Here is a 12123-nt window from a genome sequence, read left to right as displayed (position 1 = left end):
TGGGACCACGATAGGAACCGGGAACGGATTCGAGAACGGTATTGCCATCCGGGCCTCGACCGGCTAGGCACCCGATGACGGCGGGATCACTCCCTGCGCCGACGCACGTACTCGGTCACCACGACGCCCGATTCATAGGGAGTCGTCTCCACCGCATCGAACCGCTCCGGGCGGTACGGGCGGTCGCCGAAGAGGGGGATTCCCGAGCCGAAGAGCAACGGCTGCCGCTTCAGGACGAGCCGGTCGATCTCGTCGGCCAACGTCGCCGCGAGGGCCCCGCCGCCGCACAGCCAGATCGCGCCGCCCTCCTCCTGCTTCAGCCGCCGCACGACCTCCACCGGATCCTCCGCCGTCACCTCGAGGTTCTCGGCCTCGGCTGTGCGGGTGCGGCTGAAGACGATCTGCCGCAGGTGCCGGTAGGGACTGGGGAGCCCGCCCACCTCGTAGGTGTTCCCGCCCATCAGCACCGTGTCGAACACGTCGTTGCGCTGCGGGATGCCGAGGGCTTCGGCGGCCACGGTCGGCAGGGTGTCGGCGAAGCGCGCGTTGATGCCGTCCATGTGATCGCCTTCGACGAGGAAGGCGTCGAACTCCCCATTCGGACCGGCGATGAATCCGTCCAGGGTCACCGCGACGTAGTACACGAGGTCTCGCATGATTCTCCAATCACTACATCTGTTGCGGTTGAGAGTACAACAGTCGTAGTGATTGCGCTAGGGTGGCGGCATGGTGAGGAACGAGCCGCGTCGACGCCAGCTCGCGGACGCCGGGCTGGCCGTGCTCGCCCGCGAAGGTTCGCGGGGGCTCACGCATCGAGCGGTCGACGCCGAGGCGCAGGTCCCCGCGGGGACGACCTCGAACTATTTCCGCAGCAGGGGCGCGCTGATCGAGGGTCTCGTCGACCGCATCGGGGAACGTCTGGCTCCGACGCCCGAGGACTTGGAGCATCGCGCGGCGATCGCGCCGAGCCGCCAGCTGTTCGCCGACTACATCCGGGATATCGTGCGTCGCCTCACGGCCGACCGCGACGTCACCCTCGCACTGTTCGCCCTGCGGCTCGAGAGCGCCCGTCGTCCCGAGCTCGCCGCCGTGCTCGGCGCCTGGCAGCGGGCCGGCTTCGACGCGGACGTCGCCTTCAACGTCGCCGCGGGCCTCCCGGGAGGGCGGCGCGAGATCGCCCTGTTCCACTACGCGATCGACGGTCTGCTGCTCGACCGGCTCACCACGCCGATCGACCCGGAGACCTCGACCGACGAGGTGATCGACGATCTCGTGGCCGGGCTGTTGCCCTGACCACTGCCGCGGCCGCTGTTCCGCCCGGTCGATCCTGCTCGTACACTGAGGGCACGCTCTCGACTCCAGAAACGGAGAACGCGTGTCTGCGACGTGGCACGATCCGCGGGAGGCGTCGCCGACGGCGTCTCGCCTCCTCGTCGAGCGTGCGCACGAGGAGCTCATCGCCGGCAATCTCGACGACCACCGCCTCCGCGAGGTGCGGCCACTCGTGCGGGAGTCGTGGGAGCGGTCCTGGCACCGCCGTGTCGGTCCGGAGGCGCTGCCACCGCTCGACCTGTTCGAGGACGAGCTCGACGCCTATCGTCTGACTCACCCGCTCGCCTCCGCGATGGAGATGATCCGCGCGCTGCTGCTTCCCGGCGACTCCGAGGACTCGGGGGTCGTGATCGCCGTCGGAGATCAGGCAGGGCGCCTGCTGTGGATCGAGGGCGATGCGCAGCTCCGGTCCCTCACCGAGGGCATGGGGTTCGTCGCCGGCGCGAACTGGGCGGAGGACGCCGTCGGCACGAGCGCCCCGGGCACGGCGCTCGCCCTGGAGCGGTCGGTGCAGATCCGTGGGGCCGAGCACTACAACCGCCTGGTGCACCCGTGGTCGTGCAGTGCGGCGCCCGTGCGCGACCCGGAGACGCAGCGGGTCCTCGGCGTGATCGACATCACCGGCGGACCCGAAGTGGTGACCCCGCAGGCGCGACTGCTCGTCGACGCGACGGCGCGGGCGGTCGAGTCCGAGCTCCTCGTGGCGCGGCTGCAGCGACGAGCGGAGCCTCCGGCTCGACGCCTGCCGGGCAGGACCCCGCCGGAACCCCTCGCTCGCGCGCGACTGCAGGTGCTCGGACGCGACCGTGCCCGGTTGGAGACCGCGTCGGCACACGAGGAGGCCGTCACCGAGCTCAGCGCCCGGCACGCGGCCATCCTCCTGATGCTGGCCGTGCACCGCCAGGGCCTCTCCGCCGACCGGCTCGCGGAGCTCGTCTACGGTCCCGGGGTCTCGCCGGACACCCTGCGGCCGGAGATGGTGCGCCTGCGCAAGGTCCTGGAGCGGGCGGCCCCGGATCTCGTGCCGGAGTCCCGCCCGTATCGCCTTCCGGTGCCGCTGGAGACCGATGCTCAGGACGTGCTGTCCCTCCTTGATCGCGGCGCCCACCGGGTCGCGCTGACGGCCTACCGGGGGCCGGTGCTGCCGGATTCGACTTCGCCCGGCGTCGAGGAGTTCCGCGATTCGGTCCGTGCGGCGCTGCGGGAGGTGATGCTGTCGGGGGCGAGTCTGGACGTGCTGCTCGCCTATGCGGACACCCCCGAGGGGAGCGAGGACGCGGAGGTGCTGCGGCTCGCGCTGGAGATGCTGCCGGCGCGCTCGCCGCGTCGTGCCGGTCTCGTGACGCGGATCGAGCGCCTCGGCTGATTCGAATCGCCCGATTGGTGCCATTTCGGCCGCGGATGTAGCCAGGTGAGCGATTCGAACGGGGCGCAACCGGCTGCAACGTTGCGCATCGGGAGTGCAACGGGGAGCGGCCTAGCGTCGAGGGAACACCGCGGCATCGACGCCGCGGCGCCCCCGTCGAAGGAGACCCCATGACCATCGTCGAAGAAGACGTGTCCCTCGCCTACGCCGCCCCCGGACAGCCCGGAGCGGTCGCGAACTACCGGCCCCGCTACGGTCACTACATCGGCGGCGAGTTCGTCGAGCCCGCCAAGGGCCAATACTTCGAGAACATCAGTCCCGTCAACGGCAAGCCCTTCACCGAGGTCGGCCGCGGCACCGTCGAGGACATCGACCGCGCCGTCGACGTCGCCTGGAAGGCCTTCAGCGCCTGGGGCAAGACCAGCCCCGCGGAGCGCTCCGTGATCCTGAACCGCATCGCCGACCGGATGGAGCAGCACCTCGAGGAGATCGCGGTCGCGGAGACGTGGGAGAACGGCAAGCCCGTGCGGGAGACCCTCGCCGCCGACATCCCGCTCGCGATCGACCACTTCCGCTACTTCGCGGGGGTGCTCCGCGCGCAGGAGGGCGGCATCAGCCAGCTCGACGAGAACACCGTCGCGTACCACTTCCATGAGCCGCTCGGCGTGGTCGGGCAGATCATCCCCTGGAACTTCCCGATCCTCATGGCCGTGTGGAAGCTGGCGCCGGCGCTCGCCGCGGGCAACTGCATCGTCATCAAGCCCGCGGAGCAGACCCCCGCGTCGATCCTGTTCCTGTTCGACATCATCGGCGACCTGCTGCCGGCCGGGGTCGTGAACATCGTGAACGGCTTCGGGATCGAGGCCGGCGCGCCGCTCGCGCAGCACAAGCGCATCCGCAAGGTCGCCTTCACCGGCGAGACCACGACCGGCCGCCTCATCATGCAGTACGCCTCGCAGAACCTCATCCCGGTCACCCTGGAGCTCGGCGGCAAGAGCCCGAACGTCTTCTTCGAGGACGTCGCCCGCTCCACGAGCGACCCGTTCTACGACAAGGCGCTCGAAGGCTTCACGATGTTCGCGCTCAACCAGGGCGAGGTCTGCACCTGCCCGTCACGCGCCCTCATCCAGCGCTCGATCTACGACGGCTTCCTCGCCGACGGCCTCGAGCGTGTGGAGAAGGTCGTGCAGGGCAATCCGCTCGACCCTGCGACGATGATCGGCGCGCAGGCCTCGAACGATCAGCTGGAGAAGATCCTCAGCTACATCGACATCGGCAAGCAGGGCGGGGCCCGGCTGCTCACGGGAGGCGAGCGCGCCGACCTCGGCGGCGACCTCAGCGAGGGCTTCTACGTGCAGCCGACCGTGTTCGAGGGGACGAACGACATGCGGATCTTCCAGGAGGAGATCTTCGGTCCTGTGCTCTCGGTCACCTCGTTCGACGACTTCGACGACGCGATCTCGATCGCGAACGACACCCTGTACGGGCTGGGGGCCGGTGTATGGAGTCGCAGCGGCGACACCGCGTACCGCGCGGGCCGGGCGATCGAGGCTGGTCGCGTGTGGACGAACACCTACCACCAGTACCCGGCGCATGCCGCGTTCGGCGGGTACAAGCAGTCGGGGGTGGGCCGCGAGAACCACAAGATGATGCTCGACCACTACCAGCAGACGAAGAACCTCCTCGTCTCGTACGCGGAGGGCCCGATGGGCTTCTTCTGATCCGCCCGAGCCCGGGTGACGGGCGGCGCTCGCCGCGCCGTCCGGCACTCGGCATTCCGGAAGGAGTCCCATGGTCAGTCAGACCACGCCCGCCCGCGTCGCGGTGACCGACCCCGCCGCCGCGCTCGTCCGCGAACTCACCGCGCAGCACGGGCCGCTCATGTTCCACCAGTCCGGCGGCTGCTGCGACGGCTCCGCCCCCATGTGCTACCCCGTGGGGATGTTCCTCACCGGTCCCGGCGACGTGCTCCTCGGCACCCTCGACGTCGGGCTCGACGATCCGGTCGAGGTCTACATGTCGGCCTCGCAGTTCGAGTACTGGAAGTTCACGCACCTCACCATCGATGTCGTGCCGGGACGCGGCGCCGGGTTCAGCGTCGAGGGCCCCACGGGGATGCGGTTCCTCATCCGGTCGCGGATGCTCGACCCCGCCGAGCTGGCGGGCCTCGGCCTGGCCTGAGACGCCATGCCTGCGGTTCGTAGGGGAGCGATGGCGCGGTGTTGATCAACGCCGATGCCCTTCCGCAGGCTCGGGAGCCGTGCCGCGGCAGGCCGGCCACGACGCCGAGTCCGATCCGAGGTGCACATGAGCTCGTCCCGATCTCCGAGGAGACGCCTGCCGATCGTCCTGGCCCCGGCCGTGGTTCTGGCCCTGGCAGTGGGGGGTTGCACGCCCGTCGCCCCACCGTCCCCGACGCCCTCGTCCACCGACGTCGACCACTTCTCGGCGGTGGACGGCGTGCGGTCCTCCACGGAACTCATCTTCGCTCTCCTCGCCGCGGGAGACGAGAAGGGCGCAGCCGACGAGCTCCACCCCGCCATGGATCTCGAGCAGCCGTTGGCGTTGCTGCTCACGCCGAGTGGCGTCTACACGCAGATCGAGGACCGGCCGAAGATCCTCTCCGTCGACGACGTGACGGCGGCAGAGGACGGGGAGACCGGCACCGCGACGGTCACCTACGAGATGGCGGGCGCCGAGCACACCGCACGGTCGAGCTCCGACGGACCGGCGAACGGGGGGCGGACGCTTACGCCATCGTGACCTCCGAGGACGACTTCGGGCTGGACGCGAGCGGCGTCGAGCTGCTCCCGGCCGACACGGTGTACCGCATCCACAGGGTGGACGTCAGCGCGGCGTTCCTCGCGGCCCGGGCTCTCGCGGATGGCGATGAGGTGCCGCGGATCCCCGCGTTCGGCGGTACGTATCCGCTGGAGATCACGGTGCCGGGCCCCGACGGCTTCACCGACACGGTGACCCTGCAGACCTCGACCTTCCTCGGCGGCGGCACCGACGGCGTCCTGCGCGACTTCGCCGTGGAGCACGGGTACTGACTTTCGAATCGCCCGATTGGTCCCATTTCGGCCGGAGATGCAGCCAATCAAGCGACTCGAACGGGATACGCTGGCCCCATCGTGAACGCACCGCACCGACCCTCCGTCCTCTTCGTCTGCGTCCACAACGCGGGGCGCTCGCAGATGGCCGCCGGCTTCCTCCGGCACCTCGCCGGCGACCGCATCGAGGTGCGCTCCGCCGGGTCGATGCCCGCTGCCGAGATCAACCCCGTCGCGGTGGCGGCGATGGGGGAGCTCGGCATCGACATCACGGCCGAGCAGCCGAAGGTGCTCACGACCGAGGCCGTGCAGGCGTCGGACGTCGTGATCACGATGGGCTGCGGTGACGCGTGCCCGTTCTTCCCCGGCACGCGCTATGAGGACTGGGTGCTCGATGACCCCGCCGGTCAGGGAATCGATGCCGTCCGGCCGATCCGCGACGATATCCGCGGCCGCATCGAGACCCTCGTGGCCGAGCTGCTCTGACCGGCGCTCAGCCGGCCCCGTCGAGCACCTGTCAGGGGGAGAGCTTCGGCCTGGAGCTCTCTGGCAGCGACGGCACCCGAGTGCTCTGGACCCGGACTGCGGAGTTCAGGTAGAGAGCTGCCACTGCGAGCGCCACCAGGCCACCGATCACGGCCAGCATCGGACTCGGTGAAGCGAATGCTCCGAAGGAGGCCATGATCCCTTGGATCAAGAACATTGCGCTGAGGAGGATTCCGCTCCCTCGTGTGCTGGTCATCTTCCACCAGGGGCGTGGGGCGTCCGACTCTCCGGGGCTACGGAACGTTCGTGCCGCCACGACGACGGCCGCCACGATAACCACGGTGGCCCACACGAATCCGAGTTCGAACCTGAGGACCGTGAGCGGTACGACGGTGAGCATGATCCCGACGATGACGACGAGCAGATACCCGACCTTGGCGGTCGGTGTCCTGATGCGCATGAGTAGCACGTTACGCGTTGGCTGACGATTCGGTCAACGAATGTCCTCGCCGACCTCGTCGTCACGCCGACGGAGAGGCCGCGGCGAGCACAGCACTCCGCAGCCAGGAGCGGTAGCGGTCCGGCGACCAGCCGGACTGCACGACGAGCTGCTGGTGGCTCTCCGGTGAGAGCAAGAACGACAGCACGTCGGCGAGGGCGTCGCCGTCGTGGTCCGAGTCGACGATGCCCCGGCGCTGCAGTTCCGCCGCGAACCCCCGGTAGTCCGCCGCCCGGTTCGCGAGGATGCGCTGCAGGGCGGCATCGACGACCGGGTCGGAGAGCGCCGCGCCCAGGAGGACCGTCCAGAGGGCATGCCCGCGCTCGTTCGCGGCGCCGATCTGCGTGATGACGGCGTCCAGGAAGACGTCGTCGGGCAGGGCCGTCAGTCCCGAACCGGCCTCGGTGTCGGCGAGGGTCTCGGCGGCTTCCGAGCCGGAGAAGGTGACCTCGAAGGCGGCGATGAGCAGTTCCGCCTTCGCCGCCGTGGTCTTCACCGTCTCCGCGGACACCCCGGCCTCCCTGGCGATCGCGGAGATCGTCGTCGCCTGGTATCCCTGCGCGGCGAACAGGCGGGCGGCCGCCGCGACGATGCGCGCACGGGTCTCCTCGGCCTGGCGGGTCCGCAGGGCGGAGCGGTAGGGGCGTGCACTCGACGTCATTGACTTTCCTCAAAGGGTGATGAATACTTCAACGGTACAACCAACCCTATCGAGAGAGCCGCCATGTCCCGTTACCTCCTCACCTGCACTCCCGCTCACGGGCACGTGCTCCCGCTGCTGCAGGTCGCCAGGCACCTGGTCGCGGGCGGGCACGAGGTCCTCTTCCTCACGAGCAGCCGATACGAGGAGCGGGTGACAGCGGCCGGTGCCCGGTTCCGCCCGCTGCCCGCGGAGGCCGACGTCGATCTCGACGACGCGAACGGCGCGTTCCCCGAGCGCGAAGGTCTCACCGGGGCGGCCGCGCTCCGTTTCGATATGAGCACCCTCTTCATCCGCCCGGGTCGGGCTCAGCACGAGGCCGTGCGCGTCGAGCTGGCGCGGAATCGCATCGACGCGGTCCTCACCGAACCGCTGTTCGTCGGTGCGGCGCTGCTGCAGCGGTTGCCGAAGGCCGAGCGGCCCCCGGTCGTGGTCCTCGGGATCTTCCCGCTCGGCGCTCGCAGCGTCGACACAGCCCCGTTCGGGCTCGGAGTCACGCCGATGTCCGGGCTGTTCGGACGCGTGCGCAACGCCTTCCTACGTCTGGTGGCGGAGCGCGTGATCTTCGGGGGCGTGCAGAAGGAGGCCGATGCCATGGCGCGCGAGGCCGTCGGCCGCGATCTCGGCGGATTCGTGCTGGACTGGGCGGGCCGCGCCGACGCGTACGTGCAGTTCTCCGTTTCCGCGTTCGAGTACCCGCGCTCTGACCTCCCGGCGTCCGTGCATTTCGCCGGGCCCCTTCCGGCCGCGCCGTCGACGGCACCGCTGCCGGACTGGTGGTCCGACCTGGACGGTCGGCGGCCCGTGATCCACGTCAGTCAGGGCACCATCGCCAACGCGGACTTCGGTCAGCTCGTGCTTCCCACGATCGCCGGGCTCGCCGCGACCGACGCCCTCGTGGTGGTATCCACCGGCGGCCGTCCTGTCGACGCGCTCCGTGCGGAGCTGCCGGCGAACGTCCGGGTCGCCGAGTACTTGCCCTACGACCGGCTGCTGCCGGAGATCGACGTGTTCGTCACCAACGGCGGCTTCGGCGGGGTGCAGCAGGCCCTGGCCCAGGGTGTCCCGCTGGTGGTCGCGGGTCAGACGGAGGACAAGGTCGAGGTCTCCGCCCGAGTCGGGTGGACCGGCGTCGGCGTCAACCTGCGGACGAATGCGCCGAAGCCGGGACAGGTCGCCGCGGCCGTGCACCGGGTGCTCGTCGAGCCGACGTTCCGCGACCGCGCACGGCAGGTCGGAGAGGCGATGCGCGCTGCGGACGCCTGGCAGACGCTGGACGCGGTCCTGGCGGGGGAGGCCACTCGGGCCGAAGCTGACAGCTCGATGCACCGCTGACCGCCGCGCGGGAAAGTGCATTCCCGCGCATGAACGCAACCGGGTGCAACGTCCGCCGGTATACCATCCGGGTATCGCCACGCAGCGTCAGTCCCAGCTGACCACGGGCGGGACGGTCGAACCGTCAATGCGGAGGGAACGTCGAATTCCTTTCGATCCCGAGGGGGGATGGGGTGGGCGTCGGTTCCCCAGAACGACACCCACCCCCACATCGGACTCGTCGTCAGTTCCAGCGGCTGAGCATCCAGAAGACCGCGAAGCCGATCACCACGAGGATCGGCACCCACGTGCCCGTGCGCTTGAGGCGCCGACCCTGCGGCGCGACCCCCGGCGGTGGGGTGATCATCCCCGCCGGCGGAGCGAACGGGAGCGCGTGGCCCCCGGGCGTCGCCGCGGCAGCCAGGCGGTCGTCGCGCCACCGCGCCCACTGGTCGAGCTTGGTCAGCAACGCGCCCACCGTTCCGAACAGCCAGGCCCACGTCGCCGGATCGAGTGTGGAGGCCCGGCGGGGCGTGTAGAGGAACAGCCAGTCGTCGACGATCTCGACGTCGAGCTGCGCGGCGTTGTCGATGAAGCGCGCCATGATGTCGGGCGTGAAGAGGTAGAGCGCGTCCTGCTCGTAGCCGTCGGGGCAGTACAGGGTGAAGTGCTGATCGAAGTCGCCCTCGAGCGACAGACGCTGCGCCCGCTGGAACGATGCCGGCAGGTTGGAGCCGAAGCCGTTGTTGCCCTTCGCGTCGAGCACGATGTTCGGCAGGGGCACATCCAGCTTCACGGCGACGTAGCCCCAGCGATACGTCGTCGAGTTCTTCCCGGACTGCACCGTGTACTGGTAGTTGCCGAACTCCACGAACCGCGGGTGGGTTCCGCGGACGAGGTCGGTGGCCAGGCGCGAACGGCCGAGGTGGAAGATCATTCCGGGGAGCGGCGGATCGTCCACGCGGGGCTCGTACGTCATGCCGTTGGCCTGGGCGAACCGGTGCAGGCGGTACCGAGCGGTGCGCGCGTTGCGGACGCCCATCCAGACGAGCACACCCACTCCCGCCGCCACCAGGAGCAGGAGGACGAGCGGGATCGCCGCGGAGGCGGGGGACCCACTGCCCGCTGCCAGCGCCACCACCACGGAGGCGAGGATCGGGAGCAGCACGACTCCGGCGATCGCCACGGCTACGACGGCGATGATCGACGACACCGCCATGCCGGTCGTCCGCCGGGACCGGAGCTCCGCCGTGAAGGCGCGGACGGCGGCCGGGTCGACCGGATCGGTGAGGGGACGCGCGTCGAACGACGCCGACGCCTGCGGAGACGTCATCGGTTGACCTCGTCGGCGTCCCAGGTGAGGTCGGCGCCCTCGCGAAGCGCCTTCGCCTCCAGACGTTCGTCCGTGCAGATCGCGCGGACGAGGTCGGGCGAGCCCGCGACGATCGTGGAGTCGTAGTCGATCTCCGAGACCATCACCCACGTGCGATCCTTCGGCCACAGGATGTTCGGGCTCTGCGCGGAGGGCGGGAAGCCGTGCTCCTCGCCCACCCGGTCGCGCCACGGCACGCCGAGCACCCAGGCCGGATCGATGAAGTCCCTGGCGCCGCCGGAGAACAGCACGTAGTCGCGCCCGGGGAGCTGCAGCCGCGGCCCTTCGGAGATCTCCCGCGAGAGGATGCCGTCCTGCCAGGTGGGCTTCCGGAAGACGTTGTTGAACGGGTCGTGGATGCTCCGGTCGAGCATCGCCTGATGGTTCGGGTCGTCGCTGAACGTGAGGAACGCGCGGGACGGGCCGTCGCCGAAGAACCCGACGAGGGCGCCGAACCCGTCCCAGAGCGCGACGACCCCGTCGTCCGGGGTCGTGGTGTGGGCGGCGAGGTGCCCGGCCAGGATCGACACGAGGTCGCTGTCGAGCGCACCCTCGAGCGGCGCCGTGAACTCGCGGCCGTCCGGAGCGATGCGGGTCCGCCAATCGGCGTCGACGGGAGTCCGCACGATCCGGTGCCACTGCGCCTCCGCGTGCATCGTCGTGCCGAAGGCGGCGGCGGTCTGCGCCCAGCTGACGCGTACCTCGGAATCCGCTGCCGTGGGACTCTCCCGCACGGTGGCGGGATGGAAGACCCGGGCGTACGCGGGGAAGCCGCGGGGGACGACCGCGTGCATGCTGCCCAGACCGTCGTCGAGGGTCTCGCGCAGCCACGCGCCGACGCCGGGGTCTGCGATCCACTCCATGCGACCACGGTACCGGCCGTGTCCGACGACGCGAGCCGCGGCCGTGGATCCCTCATAATCGAGGGGTGACTGCCACCGCGACCCTCCCTTCCCTCGACGGCCGACGCTTCCGCATGGTCTCGTCCACGACCTCCGCCGTCGATCCCGACGCCCCCAGCGTCTTCGAGTACTTCGAACGCGACGGCGCGATCTGGGGCGGCTACGAGGGCGACACGGTCACCTTCGGGAAGTTCGTGGGCACGCGTACCGGCGACACGATCTGGGTCTCGTTCGTCCACGTGCTCAAGGCCGACGGCACCGTCGTCACCGGGGACGGCGAGAGCGAGCTGGAGCTCACCGACGACGGCCGCATCCGTCTGGTCGAGCACTACGAGATGCACGGCCTTCCGCAGCTGAGCGTCGTCGAGGAGATCCCCGCCGCCTGACCTCAGCGCGGCGGGAGTGCGTCCCGACCGGGGGAGGCCGGCGTCCACCGGGTCATCCCCAGCGGGACCTCGGTCTGCCGCTCCGGCAGGTCGCCGGGCAGCAGGTAGGGCCGCCGGATCACTTCGTCGAGCACGACGACGCTGACCACGGTCCGCACCTCCGGAAGCTGCGCGATGACCCCCGTCGAGAACTCGTGCACGCCGCTCACGTCGACGGCGCGGATGAGCAGCATCGCGTCGTGCTCCCCGGTCGTGATCGCGCACCACTCCACGTCCGGCATCTCGATGATGCGCTCCCGGAACGAGGCCCAGGCCTGCGGCATCACCGTGACGAAGACGAGCGCCCCGATCGACAGCCCGGCCTTCGCCTGATCCACGCGCGCGCTGAATCCGGTGATGACGCCGTCGTGCACGAGCGACTCGACCCGCGTGTAGGCGCTGGCCCGCGAGATGCCGACCTTCTCGGCCAGCGCGGCGATCGAGACGCGACCGTTATCGCGCAGCACATCGAGGATTCTGTACGCCGTCTCATCCAAAGGGGCGGCACTTCGTCCAGATTGCTTCGACGGATCCGCGTCCTTGCTGGACATATTGCTCCTCACATCCGAGGTTCTCGACAATGCGTGCCTGTGTGACGCGCACTTGCTGGACACATCGTCGCATATGATGCGAATCTGATCCCCGGTCGTCCACATCGGTGGCGACCGGACCCG

Annotated in this window: 15 protein-coding genes; 9 read left to right on the top strand and 6 right to left on the bottom strand. The window is 69.9% G+C overall.

Going from position 1 to position 12123, the window contains the following annotated elements; translation table 11 throughout:
• Nucleotides 1-86: 86 nt before the first annotated feature.
• Entirely contained in the window at nt 87-656 is a 570-nt protein-coding gene (locus MICNX66_RS16445; protein WP_187662763.1) for a dihydrofolate reductase family protein, read from the bottom strand.
• Between the two features lie 70 nt (nt 657-726).
• On the opposite strand from MICNX66_RS16445, the gene MICNX66_RS16440 reads away from it, so the two are divergent.
• The 7 genes from MICNX66_RS16440 to MICNX66_RS16410 all read left to right on the top strand — a co-directional run bounded on the left by MICNX66_RS16440 (nt 727) and on the right by MICNX66_RS16410 (nt 6237).
• The gene (locus MICNX66_RS16440) at nt 727-1293 is read left to right on the top strand and encodes a TetR/AcrR family transcriptional regulator (protein ID WP_187662762.1); all 567 of its coding nucleotides are present in this window, start codon (nt 727-729) and stop codon (nt 1291-1293) included.
• An 82-nt stretch (nt 1294-1375) separates the two neighbouring features.
• A complete protein-coding gene (locus MICNX66_RS16435) occupies nt 1376-2698 on the top strand; it encodes a GAF domain-containing protein (protein WP_187662761.1) in 1323 nt (440 codons plus the stop codon).
• 170 nt (nt 2699-2868) lie between these two features.
• Nucleotides 2869-4419: an acetaldehyde dehydrogenase ExaC gene (gene exaC, locus MICNX66_RS16430; RefSeq protein ID WP_187662760.1), complete on the top strand. Its 1551-nt coding sequence runs from the start codon at nt 2869-2871 to the stop codon at nt 4417-4419.
• Between the two features lie 70 nt (nt 4420-4489).
• Nucleotides 4490-4879, top strand: a complete 390-nt coding sequence (locus MICNX66_RS16425; protein WP_187662759.1) for a DUF779 domain-containing protein — start codon at nt 4490-4492, stop codon at nt 4877-4879.
• Between the two features lie 279 nt (nt 4880-5158).
• Nucleotides 5159-5461 carry a hypothetical protein gene (locus tag MICNX66_RS16420; protein ID WP_187662758.1) on the top strand — a complete coding sequence of 101 codons (303 nt, stop codon included), beginning with the start codon at nt 5159-5161 and terminating at the stop codon, nt 5459-5461.
• Nucleotides 5458-5751, top strand: a complete 294-nt coding sequence (locus MICNX66_RS16415) for a hypothetical protein (protein ID WP_187662757.1) — start codon at nt 5458-5460, stop codon at nt 5749-5751. Before MICNX66_RS16420 ends, MICNX66_RS16415 begins: the two co-directional genes overlap by 4 nt.
• Before the next feature lie 81 nt (nt 5752-5832).
• Entirely contained in the window at nt 5833-6237 is a 405-nt protein-coding gene (locus MICNX66_RS16410) for an arsenate reductase ArsC (RefSeq protein ID WP_370428222.1), read from the top strand.
• Nucleotides 6238-6268: 31 nt separating this feature from the next.
• On the opposite strand, the gene MICNX66_RS16405 is transcribed toward MICNX66_RS16410, so the two are convergent.
• Both MICNX66_RS16405 and MICNX66_RS16400 read right to left on the bottom strand, forming a co-directional pair.
• A complete protein-coding gene (locus MICNX66_RS16405; RefSeq protein ID WP_187662756.1) occupies nt 6269-6697 on the bottom strand; it encodes a hypothetical protein in 429 nt (142 codons plus the stop codon).
• A gap of 61 nt (nt 6698-6758) precedes the next feature.
• Nucleotides 6759-7397 (bottom strand): TetR/AcrR family transcriptional regulator, encoded by a 639-nt coding sequence (locus tag MICNX66_RS16400; protein WP_187662755.1) that lies wholly within the window; start codon nt 7395-7397, stop codon nt 6759-6761.
• Between the two features lie 63 nt (nt 7398-7460).
• Between MICNX66_RS16400 and MICNX66_RS16395 the strand changes: the two genes are divergently transcribed.
• Nucleotides 7461-8771, top strand: a complete 1311-nt coding sequence (locus MICNX66_RS16395; protein ID WP_187662754.1) for a glycosyltransferase — start codon at nt 7461-7463, stop codon at nt 8769-8771.
• Nucleotides 8772-8994: 223 nt separating this feature from the next.
• Here the strand turns inward: MICNX66_RS16395 and MICNX66_RS16390 are convergent, their stop codons facing one another.
• Both MICNX66_RS16390 and MICNX66_RS16385 read right to left on the bottom strand, forming a co-directional pair.
• Nucleotides 8995-10083 (bottom strand): hypothetical protein, encoded by a 1089-nt coding sequence (locus MICNX66_RS16390; RefSeq protein WP_187662753.1) that lies wholly within the window; start codon nt 10081-10083, stop codon nt 8995-8997.
• Entirely contained in the window at nt 10080-10985 is a 906-nt protein-coding gene (locus MICNX66_RS16385; protein ID WP_187662752.1) for a hypothetical protein, read from the bottom strand. Before MICNX66_RS16385 ends, MICNX66_RS16390 begins: the two co-directional genes overlap by 4 nt.
• Before the next feature lie 65 nt (nt 10986-11050).
• Here MICNX66_RS16385 and MICNX66_RS16380 point away from each other — a divergent pair, with 65 nt between their 5' ends.
• On the top strand, nt 11051-11410 hold the full coding sequence (locus tag MICNX66_RS16380) for a hypothetical protein (protein WP_231729533.1): 360 nt from the start codon (nt 11051-11053) through the stop codon (nt 11408-11410).
• Between the two features lie 2 nt (nt 11411-11412).
• On the opposite strand, the gene MICNX66_RS16375 is transcribed toward MICNX66_RS16380, so the two are convergent.
• A complete protein-coding gene (locus MICNX66_RS16375; RefSeq protein ID WP_234024180.1) occupies nt 11413-12000 on the bottom strand; it encodes an Lrp/AsnC family transcriptional regulator in 588 nt (195 codons plus the stop codon).
• Between the last annotated feature and the right edge of the window lie 123 nt (nt 12001-12123).

The sequence above is a fragment of the Microbacterium sp. Nx66 genome (assembly GCF_904066215.1).
Classification (GTDB): Bacteria; Actinomycetota; Actinomycetes; order Actinomycetales; family Microbacteriaceae; genus Microbacterium; species Microbacterium meiriae.
The sequence above is the reverse complement of the archived record's forward strand: the minus strand, read 5'-3'. Positions and strand labels throughout refer to the sequence as shown.